The sequence below is a fragment of the Ruegeria sp. HKCCSP351 genome (assembly GCF_017872535.1).
Lineage (GTDB): Bacteria > Pseudomonadota > Alphaproteobacteria > Rhodobacterales > Rhodobacteraceae > Ruegeria.
The window spans coordinates 288,654-309,355 of the sequence record NZ_JAEDOV010000002.1 but is presented as its reverse complement, the minus strand read 5'-3'; the positions used below and the strand labels follow the sequence as shown (position 1 = coordinate 309,355).

Below are 20,702 nucleotides of genomic sequence, written 5' to 3'. Positions count from 1 at the left end.
GATGAAAAAATCAATCGTTACAGGCGGAATTGCCCTTCTACCCGTATTATTGCTGAGCGGATGGGCCGTCGCGCAATCTGCTCAGGTTGAAACCCTGCGCGGTGCGGACGTGGACGAACTGATCCCGTTGGATCAAATCCACAAGAATGTAGAAGGACGGATGCAGCGTAATTATCGCCAGCAGCCGCCGCTGATCCCGCATTCGATCGAACAGTATCAAATCGATGTGCGCACCAATCAGTGTTTGTCATGCCATGACTGGTCCAAAGCTGGTGAGAGAAATGCACCGACCCTTTCGATGACCCATTATCTGGACCGCGAAGGCCGCGAACTGGATCGGATCGCCGGAACCCGGTATTTCTGCAACCAGTGCCACGTACCGCAGGCCGACGCCCCGCCGCTGGTCGACAACGTGTTCCAGCCCTCCGCCGGCAATTGATCCAACGCAAGACTGAAAGGAGCACCGATATGGCCGACTCTCCTGAAAACCGCGGCTTGCTTGGTCGCCTCTGGAACGCGATCTGGACGCCGACGGTGCTGTTCAGTTCAGGCTTTCTTGTCCTGGCCGGATTTCTGGCCGGTATCCTGTTCTGGGGTGGATTTCACTGGACCCTTGAGCTGACGAATACCGAAGAATTCTGTACCTCGTGCCACACAATGGAAACCAACCTGGGCGAGTATCGCGAAACGATCCATTACAACAACCATTCCGGCGTTCGTGCGATCTGTTCCGACTGCCACGTGCCGGATGAATGGAGCCACAAGATCAAAGCCAAGATCATGGCCGTCAAAGACGTCTATCATGAGCTGGCCGGAACCATCAGCACACCCGAGCAGTACGAGGCGCATCGCCTGAGCATGGCTTCGGCCGTGTGGAAGAAGATGAAGGAGTCGGACAGTCGTGAATGCCGCAACTGTCACAACTTTGACTACATGGACTTTACCATTCAGGAAACCCGCGCCGCGTCGGAACACCAGCGCGCCATCGACACCGGCATGACATGCATCGACTGCCATCAGGGCATCGCGCATAATCTGCCCGCGAACTATCTGGAACAGTACCAGAAGATAAGCGAGGCCGTGGAGGGCGAGGTTCTTCAGGAACATGCATCCGCCTCGGGCAGCGACATCCGCGCGTTTCTGAACAAAAGTTCGAATTAGAGTGGGGGCAGACATGTTAGACTTACTTGGAACAATCGGCGCCAATGTCCTGGGCCTGCCCGGCATACTTGGGCTGGCACTTGGAATGATGACCCGCAAGCTATGGCTGGGTGCGGTACTGGGCGCCGTTGTCGGCATTCTGGAAACGCTGGTTTTTGCGGGCTTTCAGTTTGCCCATGTGGAAGCGCTGGAACTTGGTATCTCGGTTCTGGTCGGGCTTTGCGCGGGCAGCCTTGGTACTGCCATCCGCCTGAAAGGCGCAACCGTCTGAAGAAGAAACCGGTTCTGCCCGTTTGGTGGAACCGGTATCCTGCCGAGTCACGTTTCCCGCGCCAAAGCGGACGCTTGTGCCGCGCGCGACGCGTCTATTGACGTAACGGAAGCGTTTAAAGAGCGCGGCAGCAACGAAAATCGGCAGGGTGTGATTTTCGCATTTCCACAACTTCGATGAAAGCGCACGAGGCCCTAGAGCCTAGGGAGAAACACCCATTCCCATTCCGTGCGGCAAGGCAGCAGGCCCGACCCAGATTTGCGCGTGAAAAATCAATATGAAACCGAAAGCCAATGATTTGACAAGAAAAATTCAAAGTGGAGTGGAAATTCGAAACGACATCTGTCACAGCAGATAACAAGTTAATAATGGTGTCCCTGCGTCATGTGGATAGAACGTAAATTCCTCTCTATTTTTGCTTATACAAATACAATATGTTTTGAGGGGAGTAAGGGGGGAAGGAAAATGGACGGGGGCGCAGAACGATGACGGGGGTCCTTGAGGCATCGCCGCGTATCTCTAAAGTTCTTCAACTGGCTGATCTGGAAAACCATGCCACGCTGTTTCGGCAGGAAGGCGTGGATGATGATATTCTGGACGAGCTGACAGATCCCGAACTGCGTGATTTGGGGTTGACGGTTGGCGAAAGAAAGCGGTTTCGCAAGGCGCAGGCGCGTCTGAAATCTGAGGAAGCTTCGACCCGGCAGGAGCTTAGGTCCGAAGCCGAACGGCGGCAGCTTACGCTGGTTTTCTGCGATCTCGTGGGGTCCACGCAGCTGGCCCAGCGGTATGACCCGGAAGACCTGATGCAGATCATGAACCTGTATCTGGATACGGCGATCGGGACCCTGAAACAGCATGGCTGTCACTTGGCCTACAGGCAGGGCGACGGGATCATGGTCTATTTCGGATATCCCAAAGCCATGGAGGACGATGCCGAACGCGCCGTTCGCGCCGTGCTGGAGACCATCGAAGCCGTACAAAACCTTGAAAACAGGTTTGGCGAAAAACTGGATCTGCGCGCGGGAATTGCCACCGGTATGGTTGTTGTAGGGGTGGTTTCGTCGACAAGTCTTGGGTCGCAGGACTTTCTGGTCGGTGAAACCGCGAACCTTGCATCCCGCCTGCAAGGTCTGGCCGAGCCGGGTGAGGTGATCGTTTCCGCAGAGACGTGGCGATTGACACAAGGCGCATTCGAGTTCGAGCCCCGTGGCAGCCACAACCTGAAAGGATTTGACAATCAGCGCACCGTCTATCGCGCCATTTCCGAAAGCGTTGCGACCAGCCGGTTCGATGCGCGTGTCGGACAGTCAGCTGTTGATCTTGTCGCCCGGGGCGACGACCTTTCGGTCCTGACCCAGCTTTGGAAAGATGCACAGGCGGGCTCCGGCAGGTTCGCGTTTGTCGGCGGCGCCGCAGGCATTGGCAAGTCGCGGCTGATCAAATCGCTGTCCGAAACAATTGGCGTCAAACCCTTTACCTTGCAGTGCATTCCGCATCTGGCCAGCCTTCCGCTTCACCCGATCGTGGGAGAGTTGAGGCGGGTTTCAGGCAACAAATCCGATGACAGCATCAGGGCTGCGATTTCCGATTTTGTTCAGGCCGCCTCTCGTCTGAGCGACGCGGATTTGCCTGTTCTTCTGGATATGGCCGGGGTCGAAACGGGCGCAGCGCCGGATCCAGACCCCCTGAAGAAGGCCCGCAAGTCGCTGGACGTGTTGTTGCGCAGCCTTGGCAGCCTGTGTGACAGGCGGGGCACCTTGCTGCTGGTGGTGGAAGACGTGCACTGGGCTGACGCAACCACGCTGGACGTGCTGGAGGCGCTGGCATCAGGTCTGGACGGGTTCCCGATACTGGTGGTCCTGTCGCATCGCCCTGAATACGAGCCGCCTGAGCATTACGAGGGCCGCGCGGCGCGCATCGATCTGACGCCTCTGGCCAGCAGTGAAGCCTCGGAACTGGTCCGGCGCGTGGCCGAGCCATACAGTTTGCCGGTCATCCTGATCAGGCAGATTGTCGAGAAAGCCGATGGCGTGCCGCTTTACATCGAAGAGATGACCAAGGCGGTTCTGGATCAGCTGCCGCAAGATGCGCCGATCAACGCCGAGGTTCTGGATGCCCTGAGTATCCCCGCGACCCTTCAGGATTCGTTGATGTCGCGTCTTGACCGGATGGAAAACGCCAAGCCCATTGCGCAGCTTGGGTCTGTTATCGGGCGCAGTTTCACCTCGGCGATGATCCAGGCGGTTGCGCAGGAAGACATGGATGTGGAAAGCGCGCTGATGCAGCTGATGGCGGCTGGCGTTGTGCTGATCACGGGCGAAGCCGGAACGGCCACCTATACGTTCAACCACGCGCTGGTTCAGGATACGGCCTATAACTCGCTGCTGCGCGAAGACCGGCAGAAGGTTCATCTTAAAATCGCACGGGCCTTGCTGGCCGGACATAACGCATTCGGAAACCCCGCCCCCGATACCGTGGCGCATCACTGCGACCATGGCGGGTTGAAGGATGAGGCGGTGTCCAACTGGTTTACGGCAGGCGAACAAGCCCTGTCGCGGTTGGCGAACCTGCCTGCGATCTCGGCGTTTCGCGCGGCACTGCGCAATATCGGAACGATGCCCGCCAATGCCGAGCGTGACGGGTTCGAGCTTCGGGTGCAGATGAATATCCTTCCGGCTTACATGGCGATCTATGGATGGTCCTCCGATCAGGTCGGAGAGACAGCCGCCCGCGCGATGGAGCTTGCCCATGCCTTGGGCGATGGCGAAACCCTTTTCGCGGCCACCTTCTGCCGCTGGACCAATTTCTTTGTCGCGGGCCAGATGAACCGGGCAATGGAGATGGGGCAGGCTCTGGACGCGATGGCCGGTATGAGTGGCGATCCTGTCGCCAACGTGCTGGCAGCCCGCGCGCTGAGTTTCACGCATTACTTTCGCGGGGAATTCGCGGATTGCGAGCAGCAGCTTGACCGTGCCTTTGCGCTGATCACGCCCGAGCTGGACATGGCCATGATGCCGATGACCCAGTCCTCGACCACGGCGTCGTTGCTGGCCATTCAGGGGTGCCTTCTGTGGCAGCAGGGCAAGTTTGATGAGGCGGAGGCCGCACGTCTGAAAGCCATCGACGTCAGCCGGGCACTGAACCACGCACCCAATCTTGTCTATGTCATGGGCGCGTGCAGCATGTTCCTGCCCTACGCGGGCGAATGGGACCGGCTGGACGTCACTATGAAAGAAGCCCGCAAGATCGCCGATGAGGAAGGGTTCCTGTATCTTCACGCCATGCAGGATATCTACATGGGTCTTGCGCAGGCGGGAAAAGGTGACATCGAGGGCGTCCCGGCCCATATCGAGGCCTGCATGAACCTGATCTCAAAGTCTGGTGGAAACTTTACTTTTCCGCAGAATCAGATTGTTCTGTCTGAGTTGATGATCGATCACGGGGATATTGATCAGGCCCTGGACCGGCTTGAAACCGTGTGTACCCCCGGTTGGGAACGAGGAGAAACGCTGAACAAACCGGAATATCACCGCGTGCGGGCCAAAGCCTTTGCTGCCAAGGGTGATCGGGACAGCGCGATTGCCGAAGGTGAACTGGCATTGGCGCTTGCCCGCGAATGTGGTGCCGTTGTTCAGGAACAACGCGCCGAGGCACTTCTGGACAGTTTGACGAAAGCCGAATGAACGAGACGGACTGCCCGGCCAAACAGGGCAGCATCACCAAGAGGGATTTACAATGACCGACGCATTGGATTGGAACACCGAACAGTGGAATGCCGTTAACAAGGCCGTCCATGATGAAGCGCTGCGTGCGCGGGTGGCTGCGAGCTTTCTGCCGCTTTATGGGCCGCTGCCTGCGGACACGCAATCTGTTCCCCTGAACAAGCTGGGTCTGGTCGACAACGCATCAGGCGCGGCCAAGCGTCTGGAAGTGAATGATTATGACACCCTGCGGCTGACGACGGTTTCCGTCAACGTCTACCTGAAAGGCGCGCAGGTGGCTGATCCGGAACTGGCCGCAGCCATGATCATGTTCCGCCGGGCCGCCGCCGTCGTGGCCAAGGTCGAGGATGACATCGTTTTCAACGGCCAGCCAGGCAGCAGCGAAGCGCCCAAACATGCCGGTGGCGCACCTGCCGATCTGCCGCCGATCTATACCGTCAGCGGTGGCGGCAAATACCCGGGGCTGCTGGAGGCTGGCGAAGGTCAGTCCATATCGATCAACGGGAAGAAAAAACCCTGTTCCGGCCCCGAGGTTTTCGAGGCCGTGGTCGCGGGCATCAACAAGCTGGAAGCGCATGGATACCTTGGGCCTTTTGCCTGCGTGATGGGCAATGGGCTGTTTCAGGCCGTGACCACGCCGATCGAAAACTCGATGGTGCTGCCGCGTGACAGTATTCTTCCGTTCCTTGACGGCCCGCTGCTGCGATCGGGCACCCTGCCCGCAAACAAGGCAGCACTTGTATCGCTGCAAGGTGCGCCGGTCGAGATTGTCGTGCCTTCGGATATCGCGGTGAAGTATCTGCAAACCTCGTCTGACGGTGAGCACATCTTCCGCGTGCAGCAGAAGTTTCACCTGAGGATCAAGGAAGCACAGGCGATCTGCACCATCACGTGCTGACCGGAGAACTGGTCATGCGAGAATTCACAGACCGGGGTGTGACATTGCGTTGGTCCGAATTGATCAACGAAAATGGGTTAAATCGGGTGCTGATCGAAGCCGGACCCGCCGTGTCTTCGCATGACGTGGTGCGTGTGATCTTTTCTGAAGATGGCGGCCCCGAACGCGCCATTCGCGGCTGGCCCTTGCGTTGCGACCCCATGACGGGGTTTCAGCAGTTTGCAGCCATGCTGCCATCTGTGACCCAGAAAAAGGCATTGACCTGGCGACCGGTGCTGACGACCGGTGGTCGCGAATATGATCCCGGCCCCGGAAAGGCCCCCGAACCTGCGCCGCCAAACCTGGCAAAGCCAGTCACGCAAGTGCCCGCGCTTGAACACGTTGGCAGGTTTGTGGTGCCGTTCACCGACGAGTTCTATCCGTCGGGGGAAACACCGGACGGCATCTGGCTGCATTTCGGGATCAAAGAGGGCGGAACGGTTGAAGGGCCTCATCTGAAGGGGACGATCGATCCGCTGGGGGGCGACTGGATGCGCGTGCGATCCGACGGAGTTGGGCTTTTGCACGCCCGAGCGCTTATCCAACCCGTTGAAGGGGGTGCGCCGATCCTGTTCGAAGATACCGGCGTGTGTGACTTTGGCCCGGATGGGTATGCCGGGCTGGCGAAGGGCACTCTGCCCGCCTCGGCCCCGGTCCGGCTGGCACCGCGATACCTGACGTCAAACCCGAATTATGCCTGGATGAACAGGTTGCAGGGGTTCGGCATCGGCGAAGCCAGCCTGTCCGATATCACCCTGCGCTTTGACGTCTATTCCGCGAAAGGAACATCCGATGGCTGAAAAGGTTGTCATATTGGGCGGTGGCGTGGCCGGAATGAGCGCCGCGCATGAGCTGATCGAGCGCGGGTACGAGGTCGAGATTCACGAGCGCCAGCTGATCCCCGGCGGTAAGGCACGCAGCATCCCCGTGATGAAGGGCGAAGGCGATCACGGGTCAAAGGCGAAACACATCAAGGCGCTTGAACAATGGGCCGAGATGGACGGTGCCAGTTATCCTCCCGGTGTGAAACGCCCCTGGTTGCCCGGCGAGCACGGGTTCCGGTTCTTTCCGAATTTCTACCGCCATATCACCGATACGATGGCGCGCACGCCCTATTACGGCAAAGGCACCTGTTATGATAATCTGGTGTCCACCACTCAGGTTCTGGTCAGCCAGTTTGACGACCCAGGCATCATCGTTCCCGAACGGTTCCCCCGCACGCTGAAAGACGTGGCCGATGCGCTCAAGACGGTTGCATTCACGCTCTCGCCCCGTGACCAGATCGCCTATGAGGATGTCGAACATTTCATCGCCTGCATGTGGCGCATCGCGACATCCTGCAAGGAACGCCGGTTCGACGAATATGAACGCATCGGGTGGTGGGACTTCATCGGTGCCGAACAACGCTCGGAAGCGTATCAGAAGTTTCTGGCCATTGGCCTGACCCGTTCGCTGGTGGCCGCGAAGGCGACAACTGCCAGTACAAAGACGGTGGGCGACATTGCCGTTCAGCTTCAACTGGGTATCGCGACGCCCGAGCCACATGGCAACCGGCTGTTGAACGGTCCCACCAACCTTGTCTGGATACAGCCATGGCTGGATTACCTCAAAAGCAAGGGGGTCGTGTACAAGTTCAACTCAAAGGTCACGGGCATCGACTGCCAGGAGGGCCGCATCGTCAGCGCGACAGTTGAACAGGATGGCGAAGAAAAGCAGGTCACCGGGGATTGGTTCATCAGTGCGATGCCGATCGAACGGATCGCGCCGCTGATCACCCCTGCGATGACGGCAATTGACCCGTCTCTGGCCAAGTTGCCCCTGCTGGCCGAAGATGTGCAATGGATGAACGGAATTCAGTTCTATCTGACCAAGGATGTTGAACTGACGCACGGCCATGTCATTTTCATTGACAGCCCCTGGGCCCTGACCGCGGTTTCGCAAAAACAGTTCTGGTCGGCCATCAACTTTGAAAACTGGGCAGAAGGCAAGACCAAGGGTTTGCTTTCAATAGATATTTCGGAATGGGACAAGCCGGGGCTGAACGGAAAAACCGCGCGTGATTGCAGCCGCGAGGAGATTGCGCAAGAGGTTTGGGAACAGCTCAAGCGGAGCGTCAACGTGGATGGCCAGACCGTCCTGCGCGACGAGGACATGCATTACTGGTTCCTTGATCCGGATATTGTGCAGGATCCCAACGACCCCAAGCGCCAAACCAATGTGGAGCCGCTTTTGGTCAATCGCATCAACAGCTGGCGGTTGCGCCCTGAGGCGGCCACGTTGATCCCGAACTTCATGCTGGCATCAGATTATGTGCGCACCTACACCGATCTTGCCACCATGGAAGGGGCGAACGAAGCGGCGCGCCGGGCGGTCAATGCCATCCTGCAACGCGGCGGATCAAAAGCTGAGCCCTGCCAGATCTGGGACCTGCACGAGCCGGATATCCTGAAACCGCTGCGCGCCTATGATTTTGCCCGCTATCAGGCCGGTCTGCCCTGGGACAACCGGTTTGCGGTTGCGGTCGAAGCCGCGCTGAGGATGGGACAGGATTCCGTGGGTGTTGAGCGTGGCGGTGAAGGGCCGCTGGCCGTCATCGGGGAACCGGCGGCTGAGTATTCAAAACCCGGCGGGATTACCGAAGACCCTGCGATTGCGGACGCGTTACGCATGATCTGCCCTCCGAAAGAGCTGTTTGACCTGATGGTGGCCTACGAGCCGACTGCTGATCTTCCGATCCCGGGAGAGGAGATTGCAGAGGATGTTGCCTTTGATCTGGGCCGGGACAGCGGCCAGTCGGGGGTGTTGTCCAAAGCCTTGCCGCTGACGGATTCACCTTTGTCCGCAACCGGAACCAACCTTGCCGAGACGGGCAGGAACGAGACCAAAACCCGTGTGATCATCACCCAGAAGGGATGACCCTGTGGCCACTGGCACAGCACATCTGGATCCTGCGGCACAGCAGGATTTTCTGAAAACGCTGACCTCATACGGGGATCGCGCCCGAGAGACGCTTTTGCAGATGCTGCCGACGGGCGAGCCGCAGGCTTATCTGTACGGGCCGATGCGGGATTACATCGAAACCTCGGGCAAGGGGTTGCGGCCCGCGCTGTTGCTGGCCACATGCGAGGCTTTCGGCGGTGACAGCGAAAACGCACGGGTGTCTGCCGCCGTTCTTGAACTGCTGCACAACGCGTTTCTGATCCATGACGATATCGAGGATCAAAGCGATTTCAGGCGCGGGCGCGAATGCATGCACAAGCGGCTAGGGGTCCCTTTGGCGATCAATACCGGCGACGGGATGCAATCGCTGGCCCTGCGCCTGTTGCGCCAGAACCTTGGGCCGCTGGGCCCTGAAACGGGTATACGCGTGGTGGACGAGTTCGATCACCTTTTGCAGCAGTCCATTGAAGGTCAGGCGCTGGAGCTTGGCTGGATACGGGACAACCGGCTGAACGTGGATGCATCGGATTATCTGACGATGTGTCTGAAAAAGACCTGCTGGTACAGCTTCATTCACCCCATGCGCATCGGGGCGCTGATTGCCCGGCCACATGATGTTGCGTCAGGCGCGCTTAATCTGGACGATTTCAACGCGTTTGGGTTTTTTCTGGGGGCCGCGTTTCAGATACAGGATGATGTTCTGAACCTCGTGGGCTCGCAGGACAAATATGGCAAAGAGATCGGCGGGGACATTTACGAAGGTAAACGCACACTGATGCTGGGGCGGCTTAGCCTGCAGGCGGACGAGCCCGAAAAGGCGCGCCTGTCGGAGATGCTGTCAAACCCGCGCGACAGCCGCTCGACGCAGGATGTGGGCTGGGTTCTGGATCGCATGGATCACTATGGCTGCATCCGATACGCTCAGGACGCGGCCAATGACCTGCTGGCCTCGGCCCGTCAGGAGTTTGCGCAGGTTTTTGCGGCCACCGAAGAAGTGCCGCGCGCGTTTCTGGGTCATTTCATGGACTATCTCGTAACCCGTCAGGTTTGAGCGCCCGCCACCTCGTACATCACGATGATCGAGGTTTGCACTGTGCCTGCGCAGGCGATCCGGCCGTGATATTCGCCGGGATCGGCAAGATCCGGCACGGTTACAATGACGGCAACATCTGTTGACTCACCGGGGTTTAACTGGATTTGTGGGGGGACAACATTGACCCGGTTTGCCGGAAGAGTGTCGCCGTTCCGGTTGATCAGGTCACCCGGTTCGAACTGTAGTGCGACAGGCCCGCCACCGTTTGGTGCGTCAAAGGACAGCAATATGGTCGCGGTGCCGCCGGGGTGGCAGGTTTTGCGGCACGCAAATGGCCCCTCAAGCGGCTGTTGCGTGTCCCGTTCAGCCCCAAGCACGCGGCGGGCGATGTCAGAGATCGGTTGCGCATCCGGCTGCGGCGCGATCGGGCTGACCGGAAGTGGCGTGCTAACGTATGGTTTTCGTTCGAAATAAGGCATGCCCAACTGTGCACCTGTGACGCGGATCAGTAAATGGGAAATTTACTTGGTCCGCGCGACAAACACACCGCGTTATTATTTGCCTTTCCAGACCGGATCACGTTTTTCAGCAAATGCACGCGCGCCTTCAAGCTGGTCCTCGCTGGAATAGAGGACATCCACGCTGCGCAGTTGCCGCTTGGTGATGCGGTTCATGGCGTCCTGAAACTTGGCGTCTTCGGCATCGCGCACGATTTCCTTGATGGCCGCGTAGACCAGCGGTGGCCCTGACGCCAGCAGGCGGGCAAGGTCCCACGCGCGGTCCATCAGCTGATCAGCGGCGACAATCTCGTTCACCAACCCCCAGCGGTTGGCTTCTTCGGCATCAAACCAGCGGCCTGTCAACAGCAGCTCCATCGCGATGTGATAGGGGATGCGCTTGGGCAGTTTGACGCTGGCAGCATCCGCAACGGTGCCCGAGCGGATTTCCGGCAAGGCAAAAGTGGCGTGGTCAGCTGCAAGGATCATGTCTGCTGACAAGGCCAGCTCTAGCCCGCCGCCGCAGGCGATACCGTTGACGGCGGCAATCACGGGCTTGTTCAGATCGCGCAGCTCTTGCAGGCCTCCGAACCCGCCGACGCCGTAATCTCCGTCCACCGCGTCGCCGTCGGCGGCAGCTTTCAGATCCCAGCCGGGGCAAAAGAACTTTTCGCCCGCACCGGTCAGGATGGCCACGCGCAGGTCCGGGTCGTCGCGGAATTCGGCAAAGACCTCGCCCATTCTGCGGCTGGTGATCAGATCAATCGCGTTTGCCTTGGGGCGGTCCAGCGTGACCTCGAGGATCGAGCCATCGCGGCGGGTTTTGATCGGGTCCATATCTCAGGCCTTTCTTATCAGGGCGTCCACGGCAACGGCCTTGTCCGGCGTGCACAGGAGCGGGTTAATCTCGACCTCGCCAAGCGTGTCAGCATTTTGCACAACATAGGTCTGAACGGCCTCGACCGCGGCAACAATCGCATCCATATCAGCCGCCGGTTGACCGCGATAGCCCGCCAGCAGCGGGGCGATCTTCAATTGGCTAAGGGCGGAGCGGACGTCTTCGGGCGGGCTGGGCACCAGCAAGGATACCGTATCGCGCAGCAGTTCGGTCAGCACGCCCCCTGCCCCAAGGGTCAGAACAAACCCATGCGCAGGGTCACGCACCACGCCAATCAGAAGCTCGGCAACGGGTCCGGTGACCATCTCCTCGATCAGGATGTCTTCGGTGCCGATATCAGCCGTGACAGCCGCGACGTCCTGGGCCCGGATGCCCAGCCGAACGGCGCTGTGTTCGGATTTATGCGCAAGCCCGACACCTTTGACGGCAAAGGGGCCTTCCATCTGGTCCGCTGCGGCACGGGCAGCTTCCGCGCCCCGCACCGTCCGGTTTTGCGGGATGCGCAGGCCGCATTCCGCCAGCGCCGCCTTCGAGGCGCCTTCGGTCAGGATTTGGGTTGGTTCCATCATGCCCGGTTGCAATACGGGCGCAGCGGATGGGGCCTTGACCTGCCCTGCGGCGCGGGTCGCAGACAGCGCCTCGCGCAGGCCCATGAAGGGCACAACACCCCCGGCCATCAGCTGTTGTGCGATGTCTTCCGGCAAAAGTTCCGGCAAGGTGGCGACAATCGCAAACCGGGCACCGGTTTCTGCCCGTACGTTCAGCGCTGCCTGCGTTGCGCAGGCCCAATCGGTAGAGTCGGTGGTCGGGTAGTCGACGATCGAGAATGTCATGTCGATATCGTCGCCCGTCATGCCCGACCAGGCCCGCGTCATCACCAGCTCGTCACGCCAGATATAGGTGTGATAATCCAGCGGGTTGTTCAGCGCGACCATGGGCCCGAGCGCGTCACGCAGGCGTGTCAGTTTTTCATCGTCCAGCCTTGGAAATTGCAGCCCCGTGCCGACAGCCATATCGGCAATCAGGCTCGCCTCGCCCCCCGAACAGCTGATCGAGGCGATGTTGCCCCCCGGCAGCGGTCCGTAGCAGTGCAGCAGTTTGAGTGTTTCAAGGAAGTCGGGCAGTGCCGGAAGGCGTGGAATGCCAAGCCGGTCAAGCAGCGCCTGCGCCCCGGCATCGCTGCCCGCCAGCGACGCGGTATGGGAAACTGTTGCCGCCTGCGCCTGTTCCGATGCGCCGACCTTGAGGGCAACCAGCGGGACGCCCTTTGCATGGGCTTTGGCGGCCAGCGCCTCCCACTCACGGATGTTCTTGAAGCCTTCGATATGCAGGCCCACGGCAGTCACGCGCGGGTCATCGATCAGGGCCGAGGCGATCTGCGCCTGACTGGTCTGAGCCATGTTCCCGCAAGTGACCATATAGGCAATCGGCAACCCGCGTTTCTGCATGGTCAGGTTGATCGAGATGTTCGAGCTTTGCGTCAGGATCGCCACGCCCTTGTCGACGGGCACAACCCCGTGCTGATCCGGCCACAACAATGCCCCGTTCAGCGCGTTGATGAAGCCATAGCAATTCGGGCCCAGAATGGGCATATCACCGGCCGCGGTGATCAGTTGATCCTGCAAATCCCCACCGGTGTCGTCCTCGGCCACGGCCTCGGAAAAGCCCGAGGCGAAGCAGACAGCGCCACCCGCACCCATGCTGGACAGGACTTGAACCGCTTCAATCGTGGCGTGGCGGTTGATGCCGATGAAAACCGCGTCAGGTGCATCGGGCAGGTCTTCGATATGGCCATAAACCTTGTGGCCCGCAATGTCCGAAGCCTTGGGGTGGACCGGCCAGATCTGACCGGCATATCCCATGCGTTCGGATTGCAGAATAACCTGTTGGCACCATGCACCGCCACCAATGACAGCGATGCTTTTCGGGCGCAGCAGCCGGGTCAGGTCTTTGGTCATGGTCAGGCGCCCAGCGGACGCAGAAGATCGCGGCTGATGATGTGGCGCTGAATCTCGCTCGTGCCGTCCCAGATCCGTTCGACCCGGGCGTCACGCCAGAACCGTTCGATCGGGAAATCATCCATCAGGCCCATGCCGCCGAAGATTTGCAGCGTCGTGTCGGTGACCCGCGCCAATGCCTCGGAGGCATAGAGCTTGGCCGAGGCGATCTCGCGGTTTGCGGGCAGGTTCTGATCCAGACGCCAAGCGGCGGCAAGGGTCAGCCAGTCGGCGGCGTCAATCTCGGTGATCATGTCGGCGATCTGAAAGCCGACGCCTTGAAACTTGCCGATGGGCTGACCGAATTGCTTGCGCTCGGCGGCGTAGTTCAGCGCATAGTCAAAGCAGCGCCGCGCGCGCCCGACCGAGAAGGCCGCAACCGTCAGCCGGGTCGCGTAGAGCCATTCGTTCATCACCGCAAAACCGCCATCGACCTCGCCCAGAACCTGCGCATCGGACAGGCGGCAATTGTCGAAATACAGGATACAGTTTTTATAGCCCCTGTGGCTGACGGATCTGTAGCCGTCGCGCACTTCAAAGCCCGGTGTGCCGCGATCCACCAGGAAGGTGGTGATGCGTTTTTTAGGGCCTTTCGGGGTCTCATCCACGCCGGTGGCAACGAAGACAATGAAGAAATCCGCGTGTTCCGCGCCCGAGATGAAGTGTTTTGATCCGTTGACGACCCAGTCGCCACCGTCGTGCACCGCCTGACATTTCATGCCGCGCACGTCCGATCCGGCATCCGGTTCAGTCATCGCCAGCGCGTCCATCTTTTCCCCGCGCACTGCGGGCAGCAGATAGCGTTCGCGCTGTTCGTCGTTGCAGGCCATGAGGATGTTTTGCGGGCGGCCAAAGAAATGTGTCAGCGCCATCGACCCACGGCCCAGTTCACGCTCGACCAGTGTAAAATCCAGATGCGACAGGCCCGCGCCGCCCACTTCTTCGGGGAAGTTGCAGGCATAGAACCCCAGATCGATACATTTCTGCTTGATCTCGTTGCCAAGCTCCGGCGGGACCGTTCCGCTGCGTTCCACCGCGTCTTCATGCGGGTAGATTTCTTTTTCTACAAAGCTGCGGACCGTCGAGACGATCATGTCCTGTTCTTCTGTCAGACCAAACTGCATGGCGCGTGTTCCCTGGATCGGTGGTTGACCAACCAAACGCCATCGCTCATGGTCGCGGCATGCAGAGATAGATCATTTTCATGCCGAGTTCGAAAATATTATCGCAGCAATACAATGTCCTTCTGTTCGACGGGTTCTCGAACCATTGCCTTGCGAACATGGTCGAACCGTTGCGGGCGGCGAACACCCTGTCGCGGCAGGCGTTATATGCATGGCGCTTCTGTTCGCTTGACGGCAACCCTGTTCAAAGCTCCAGCGGCCTTGTCGTCACCCCGAACGGGGCCATCGGCGATCAACAGGGGGATTTTCTTGTTGTCATGCCGTCATATGGATACCTGAAGCTGGATACGCGGCCGACCATACGTGCCGTGCTGGCTGCGGCCAAGCAACACAAGCACCTGGCCGGGCTGGACACGGGAAGCTGGCTGCTGGCCAGCGCGGGATTGCTGGATGACCACAGGGCGACCATTCATTGGGACGAGTTTTCGCGGTTCGAGGAAAGGTTTCCGGCGGTGGAGGCCGTGCAGGAACGGTTTGTCATCGATGGCAACCGGCTGACCTGTTCCGGGGCCATGGCCGCCTTTGATCTGGCCTTGACCCTTATCCGCCGGGATCACGGCCCGCTGCTGGCGATGGAGGTCGAGCACTTGTTCATGAGCCGGAACGGGCGCGGCCATTATGACCTGCCTCTGAAATCCGAGGACACGCTGGTCAATCGCGCGCTGACCGTCATGCAGGCGCATCTTGAAGCACCGCTGTCAGTCCGAAGTGTGGCCCGGAAAATCGGGTGTTCGCAAAAACGGCTTGAAACGCGTGTTCAGGCGGAACTGAAAACAACTCCGCAAGCGCTGTACCGGCGTCTGCGCCTGAACCGCGCACGCAATCTGACCGAGGATACGGAACAATCCATCGCCGAGATCGCGGGGCGCTGTGGATACGAAAATGCCAGCGCCATGACCCGCGCGTTCAAGGCCGAGTTCGGTCAGACGCCGACCGCATTTCGGAACGGAAACCTGTCGGGGCGATAAACCCGGACTGGCGGGATTTCTGTTTCAGGTGTCGAACTCGGAAACAAACCGCGCTTTTGTCGTAGCGATTTACGTTAGCGCCGTGGTCGGCCCTCAAAGCGCCGGAGAATATGCGTGGACAATGCGCCCACGCAGGTCAGGTTTGGTTCGGGCGTTCAGGCTGCGGCGATCTGGCTTGCCTTTTCGACCAGTACTTCGGCCTGACGGATCGAGGCATAGTCGATCAGACGACCATCCAGTGAAACGGCGCCCATTCCATCCGCCTCGGCCTCGGCCATCGCGACAAGAATGCGTCGTGCCTTGGTGACTTCGGCATCCGAGGGCGACATCACCTCGTTGGCCAGTGCGATCTGGCTGGGGTGGATGGCCCATTTCCCCTCGCACCCCAAAACAGCGGCGCGTTTTGCGGCGGCCTTGTAACCGTCGGGGTCCTGAAAATCTCCGAACGGCCCATCAATCGGACGCAGCCCGTTGGCGCGCGCCGCAACCACCATGCGGGCAAGGGCGTAGTGCCACATGTCGCCCCAGTGGGTCAGGCGGCCTCCGTCGGCATCCGGGTCGGTCAGTACCGAATAGTCCGGGTTCACGCCCCCGATGATTGTGGTTCGCGCCCGGGTCGAGGCGGCATAATCCGCGACACCAAAGTGAAGGCTTTCATTGCGCTTTGATGCGGCCGCGATCGCGCTGACATTCTGCATACCAAGCGCGGTTTCGATGATGTGTTCGAACCCGATCCGTTTCTTGTATCCCTTGGCGTCTTCGATCTGGGTCACCAGCATGTCGACCGCATACACATCTGCAGCTGTCCCGACCTTGGGGATCATGATCAGGTCCAGACGCTGGCCCGCCTGTTCGACAACATCCACGACGTCCCGATACATGTAATGGGTGTCCAGACCATTGATCCGCACCGACATGGTCTTGTTGCCCCAGTCGATATCGTTCAGTGCCTGAATGATGTTCCTGCGCGCCTGTTCCTTTTCATCGGGCGCGACGGCGTCTTCCAGATCGAGGAAGATGACATCCACGTCCGATTTCGCGGCCTTCTCAAACATTCCGGGCTGGCTGCCGGGCACGGCAAGCTCGCTGCGGTTCAGGCGGGCGGGGGCTTGTTCAATTGGATGAAAGCTCATGGTTGGGACCTTTCGGCTTACAGGTTTGGGTATATGGGGAAGCGGTTGCAGAGGTCAGCGACCTGGGCGCGGACGCTGGCTTCGACTTCGGCGTTGCCGTCTTCGCCGTTGGCAGCCAGGCCGTCGACCACTTCGATGATCCAGTCGGCGATCTGGCGGAATTCGGCCTCGCCAAAGCCGCGGGTGGTGCCGGCGGGGCTGCCCAGGCGGATGCCCGACGTGATGGTCGGCTTTTCCGGGTCAAACGGCACGCCGTTCTTGTTGCAGGTGATATGCGCCCGGCCCAGGGCCTTTTCGGTCGCGTTGCCCTTGACGCCCTTGGGGCGCAGGTCGACCAGCACCACATGGGTGTCGGTGCCGTGGGTCACGGTGTCGAGCCCGCCCTTGATCAGCTGATCGCTGAGCGCCTGCGCATTGATCACGACCTGCTGGATGTAGCTTTTGAACTCGGGGCGCAGCGCCTCGCCAAAGGCCACGGCCTTGGCCGCGATCACATGCATCAGCGGGCCGCCCTGAATGCCGGGGAAGATCGCCGAATTCACTTTCTTAGCGATATCTTCATCATTGGTCAGGATCATACCCCCACGTGGGCCGCGCAGGGTCTTGTGTGTGGTGGTGGTCGCCACATGCGCGTAGGGGAACGGGCTGGGATGCTCGCCCGCCGCAACCAGACCGGCGAAATGCGCCATGTCCACGTGCAGATAGGCGCCGACCATGTCGGCGATCTGACGCATGCGGGCAAAGTCGATCTGACGCGGGATGGCCGAACCGCCCGCGATGATCAGCTTGGGGTTATGCTCTTTCGCCAGCGCCTCGACCTGATCATAGTCCAGCATGTTGTCCTGCTGGCGCACGCCGTATTGCACGGCGTTGAACCACTTGCCCGACTGGTTGGGCCGCGCGCCGTGGGTCAGGTGGCCACCAGCATCCAGGCTCATGCCCAGAATGGTGTCGCCGGGCTGGATCAGCGCCTGGAACACGCCCTGGTTGGCCTGGCTGCCCGAGTTCGGCTGCACATTGGCAAAACCGCAGCCAAACAGCTGCTTGGCGCGGTCGATGGCCAGATTCTCGGCGATATCAACAAACTCGCAGCCCCCGTAATAGCGCCGACCCGGGTAGCCTTCGGCATATTTGTTGGTCATCACCGAACCCTGCGCCTCCATCACAGCGGCAGAGACGATGTTCTCGGACGCAATCAGCTCGATCTCGTCGCGCTGACGACCCAGCTCAGACCGGATCGAGCCAAAAAGCTCAGGGTCGCGGTCCGACAAGGACTGGGTGAAAAATCCGGTGTCACGAAGATTGGCGTTCATGGGCGCTCCACATGGCTGGGTAAAATCTTGCGGATTTCCTATCGGAAACGTCACACGCACAAAAGGCTTAAAGCGACGATTTGGCCAACTGCGGCGTCAAGACTGGCCTATTGGGGAAAGGTATGTTTGTTTCGGAACCAAATGTGCAACACCGGAAACCACAAAACATGAAAAAGAGAATCGCCTTTCTCGCCAGCGAGGTCAAAGTGGCGCAAACAGCGCGTGACATCCTGGTGGCCAAATATGGAAATGTGGCACCTCGGGACGCAGATGTTGTGGTTGCATTGGGCGGCGACGGCTTCATGTTGCACACTTTGTACAATGTGCAGCATCTCGATACTCCGGTTTACGGGATGAATCGCGGCACGATCGGCTTTCTGATGAATGAGTATCACGAAGACGATCTGATGGCGCGGCTGGAGGATGCCGAGGAAGAGGTTATCAACCCGTTGGCCATGCAGGCGATGGACCAATCAGGAAAACTGCACCAAGCGTTGGCGATCAATGAAGTGTCATTGCTGCGCGCCGGCCCTCAGGCAGCAAGGCTCAAGATCAGCGTAGACGGCCGGGTACGCATGGCAGAACTGGTCTGTGACGGGGCACTACTTGCCACGCCCGCGGGATCGACCGCCTATAACTATTCCGCGCATGGGCCGATTGTTCCGATTGGCGCTGACGTTCTTGCTCTGACACCCATCGCGGCGTTTCGCCCACGGCGGTGGCGTGGTGCCTTGTTGCCGAAAATGGCGAAAGTCAGGTTCGATGTGGTCGAAGCAGACAAGCGACCGGTCATTGTGGCTGCTGATTCCGTTTCTTTCCCGGATATCGACTGGGTCGAGATCAGGTCGGAACCAACCATTGCGCACCGTATCCTTTTCGACCCCGGCCATGGGTTGGAAGAACGTCTAATATCAGAACAATTCACGTAAAATTGGCCATCCCCGAATTTTCTCAAGTCTATGTGAAGCAGTTCACAGGAATTCCCTTAACGATTGGCTAATGTGAACTTGCCCGGAGAACACGCCAAGGTGGGAGTGAGTGGCCACCTGAACGGTGTTTTCGAATGGTTGCGCAGATTTTGCGCTGGCGAGGGTGGGTGGTGCTACGCTCGTCATCAGAAATCCGGGCTTATTTTAGCAGCTGGACCCCGGGCACAATGACCCGGGGTCTATTTTTGCTGCATGTGATCCCAAAGCGGGAAACACATCTGTCCGATGCGGGCTTCTATCGCGGCGGCGGCATCCACGGCCAGATCCTCGCGCCAGCGCTGTGCCGCGATCTGTACGTTGATAGGTTGAGGCCCTTTGGGAAGGGTGGCCAGCCGCGACGGAACACAAGCTGCGGGCAGTCCCAGAAAGTTCATCGCATAGGAATAGACAGCGCATCCCAAAACATCATGCACGCCTTCCGCGCCTTCGGTGTCCCGGTCAGGTTTGAAAAATGGCTGTGGCAGGAAAGGGGACAAAACCAGCGGGTAGTCCTGCATAAACAGGGACCATTCGCGTGCATAATGGCTGCGCTTGGCCAGCATACGAACCAATTCTGTTTCAACGATGGGTGGGAATTCCTGAAAGTAGACGTCAAAGATGTCGCGGATGGTTCTGGACCCAGCGGCTTCAATGTCAGACTTCATCAGGGTCAGCACTTCGCCCATCAAGGTCCGATACCCGATCCGGCCACATTCAAAGACATCGGGTGGATCGACCTCTTCAACGTCGTACCCTGCATCGACCAGCGCATCGCGCGCAGTGTCGAGGGCTTTTTCAACCTCGGGGTGCAGCGCATAGCCGAAAGTATTCTTGGTGAATGCCACTTTGATTGGCTGGTCAAAACGCTCGCCGCGCCAGGGTATTGGTACGTGGAACGGATCCCGCGCATCGGTGGCGATCAGGCTGGGCATGGACAGGTGCAGATCCGCAGCCGAGCGGGTGATCAGGCCCTGAACCGACATTGATTGCGCCAGCAATCCGCGTTCGGCCTTCTGACTTGGGTTCCACGCGGGAACGCGCCCCAAACCCGGTTTGACCGTCACGGCACCGATGGCGGCTGCCGGAAAGCGCAGGCTGCCGCCAATATCGTTGCCATGGGCCAGCGCACCGACACCTGCCATCACGGCGGCAGCAGCGCCACCGGATGATCCTCCGGGTGAAATGTGCCGTCCCCACGGGTTGAATGTGCGCCCATGCAGGGGGTTGTCGGTGTCGGCCCTGAAGGAAAACTCGGGCGTATTCGTTCGCCCGATCACAATGGCCCCCGCTTTTTGCAAATTGCTGACCACTGGCGCGTCATCCGGTGCAATCACATCCTTCAGCGCAATGACACCGTTGGTGGTAGCGTGACCTTTCTGATCGACATTCACCTTGATTGTTACCGGTACACCATGCAGCGGGCCGGTCGGCTGACCACGCCCACGTGCAGCATCAAGCGACTGCGCGCGCTCCAGGGCTTCGGTGCGCAAATCTTCGACGACCGCGTTCAGCGCGGGGTTCACCGCGTCCATGCGATCAATCGAGGCCTGTACCGCCTCGGTCGCGCTCAGATCGCCGCGTCGGGTCAGGGTGGTCAGCTCTGTGGCGCTGAGACGCCAGATATCGGTATGTGTCATGGGCCCTCACTGTCTTACAGCGACAGTAGGGGCCCAGATT

General features: G+C 59.6%; 17 protein-coding genes. 10 read left to right on the top strand and 7 right to left on the bottom strand.

What is annotated here, in order from left to right:
• Position 1: 1 nt before the first annotated feature.
• From I9182_RS05625 to I9182_RS05590, 8 genes are all read left to right on the top strand, one after another.
• Positions 2–439 carry a nitrate reductase cytochrome c-type subunit gene (locus tag I9182_RS05625; protein WP_209597113.1) on the top strand — a complete coding sequence of 146 codons (438 nt, stop codon included), beginning with the start codon at positions 2–4 and terminating at the stop codon, positions 437–439.
• Between the two features lie 29 nt (positions 440–468).
• Positions 469–1,161 (top strand): NapC/NirT family cytochrome c, encoded by a 693-nt coding sequence (locus I9182_RS05620; RefSeq protein ID WP_209597111.1) that lies wholly within the window; start codon positions 469–471, stop codon positions 1,159–1,161.
• 13 nt (positions 1,162–1,174) lie between these two features.
• On the top strand, positions 1,175–1,432 hold the full coding sequence (locus I9182_RS05615) for a hypothetical protein (RefSeq protein WP_209507027.1): 258 nt from the start codon (positions 1,175–1,177) through the stop codon (positions 1,430–1,432).
• Between the two features lie 485 nt (positions 1,433–1,917).
• Positions 1,918–5,118 carry an adenylate/guanylate cyclase domain-containing protein gene (locus I9182_RS05610; protein ID WP_209597109.1) on the top strand — a complete coding sequence of 1,067 codons (3,201 nt, stop codon included), beginning with the start codon at positions 1,918–1,920 and terminating at the stop codon, positions 5,116–5,118.
• 52 nt (positions 5,119–5,170) lie between these two features.
• Positions 5,171–6,055, top strand: a complete 885-nt coding sequence (locus tag I9182_RS05605) for a family 1 encapsulin nanocompartment shell protein (RefSeq protein ID WP_209507025.1) — start codon at positions 5,171–5,173, stop codon at positions 6,053–6,055.
• A 14-nt stretch (positions 6,056–6,069) separates the two neighbouring features.
• Positions 6,070–6,894 carry a DUF3237 domain-containing protein gene (locus tag I9182_RS05600; RefSeq protein ID WP_209507024.1) on the top strand — a complete coding sequence of 275 codons (825 nt, stop codon included), beginning with the start codon at positions 6,070–6,072 and terminating at the stop codon, positions 6,892–6,894.
• The gene (locus tag I9182_RS05595) at positions 6,887–9,010 is read left to right on the top strand and encodes an FAD-dependent oxidoreductase (RefSeq protein WP_209597107.1); all 2,124 of its coding nucleotides are present in this window, start codon (positions 6,887–6,889) and stop codon (positions 9,008–9,010) included. The genes I9182_RS05600 and I9182_RS05595 overlap by 8 nt, the downstream gene beginning before the upstream one ends.
• Positions 9,011–9,014: 4 nt before the next feature.
• Entirely contained in the window at positions 9,015–10,085 is a 1,071-nt protein-coding gene (locus I9182_RS05590; RefSeq protein ID WP_209597105.1) for a polyprenyl synthetase family protein, read from the top strand.
• Here the strand turns inward: I9182_RS05590 and I9182_RS05585 are convergent.
• The 4 genes from I9182_RS05585 to I9182_RS05570 all read right to left on the bottom strand — a co-directional run bounded on the left by I9182_RS05585 (position 10,076) and on the right by I9182_RS05570 (position 14,583).
• Entirely contained in the window at positions 10,076–10,546 is a 471-nt protein-coding gene (locus I9182_RS05585) for a hypothetical protein (protein ID WP_209597103.1), read from the bottom strand. The genes I9182_RS05590 and I9182_RS05585 overlap by 10 nt on opposite strands.
• 75 nt (positions 10,547–10,621) lie before the next feature.
• Positions 10,622–11,401, bottom strand: coding sequence for a carnitinyl-CoA dehydratase (locus tag I9182_RS05580; RefSeq protein ID WP_209597100.1), 780 nt, complete (start codon positions 11,399–11,401; stop codon positions 10,622–10,624).
• Positions 11,402–11,404: 3 nt separating this feature from the next.
• The gene (locus tag I9182_RS05575; RefSeq protein ID WP_209597098.1) at positions 11,405–13,420 is read right to left on the bottom strand and encodes an acetate--CoA ligase family protein; all 2,016 of its coding nucleotides are present in this window, start codon (positions 13,418–13,420) and stop codon (positions 11,405–11,407) included.
• A 2-nt stretch (positions 13,421–13,422) separates the two neighbouring features.
• Positions 13,423–14,583, bottom strand: coding sequence for an acyl-CoA dehydrogenase family protein (locus I9182_RS05570; protein WP_209597096.1), 1,161 nt, complete (start codon positions 14,581–14,583; stop codon positions 13,423–13,425).
• Between the two features lie 80 nt (positions 14,584–14,663).
• Between I9182_RS05570 and I9182_RS05565 the strand changes: the two genes are divergently transcribed.
• Positions 14,664–15,611, top strand: a complete 948-nt coding sequence (locus tag I9182_RS05565) for a helix-turn-helix domain-containing protein (protein ID WP_209597094.1) — start codon at positions 14,664–14,666, stop codon at positions 15,609–15,611.
• Positions 15,612–15,766: 155 nt separating this feature from the next.
• On the opposite strand, the gene I9182_RS05560 is transcribed toward I9182_RS05565, so the two are convergent.
• Positions 15,767–16,744, bottom strand: a complete 978-nt coding sequence (locus tag I9182_RS05560; RefSeq protein ID WP_209597092.1) for a CoA ester lyase — start codon at positions 16,742–16,744, stop codon at positions 15,767–15,769.
• Between the two features lie 17 nt (positions 16,745–16,761).
• Positions 16,762–18,057 carry a serine hydroxymethyltransferase gene (gene glyA, locus I9182_RS05555; protein WP_209597090.1) on the bottom strand — a complete coding sequence of 432 codons (1,296 nt, stop codon included), beginning with the start codon at positions 18,055–18,057 and terminating at the stop codon, positions 16,762–16,764.
• A gap of 122 nt (positions 18,058–18,179) precedes the next feature.
• Here glyA and I9182_RS05550 point away from each other — a divergent pair, with 122 nt between their 5' ends.
• On the top strand, positions 18,180–18,986 hold the full coding sequence (locus I9182_RS05550) for an NAD kinase (RefSeq protein ID WP_209503217.1): 807 nt from the start codon (positions 18,180–18,182) through the stop codon (positions 18,984–18,986).
• Between the two features lie 239 nt (positions 18,987–19,225).
• Here I9182_RS05550 and I9182_RS05545 read toward each other — a convergent pair whose 3' ends face one another.
• The gene (locus I9182_RS05545; RefSeq protein ID WP_209597087.1) at positions 19,226–20,662 is read right to left on the bottom strand and encodes an amidase family protein; all 1,437 of its coding nucleotides are present in this window, start codon (positions 20,660–20,662) and stop codon (positions 19,226–19,228) included.
• Positions 20,663–20,702 lie beyond the last annotated feature (40 nt).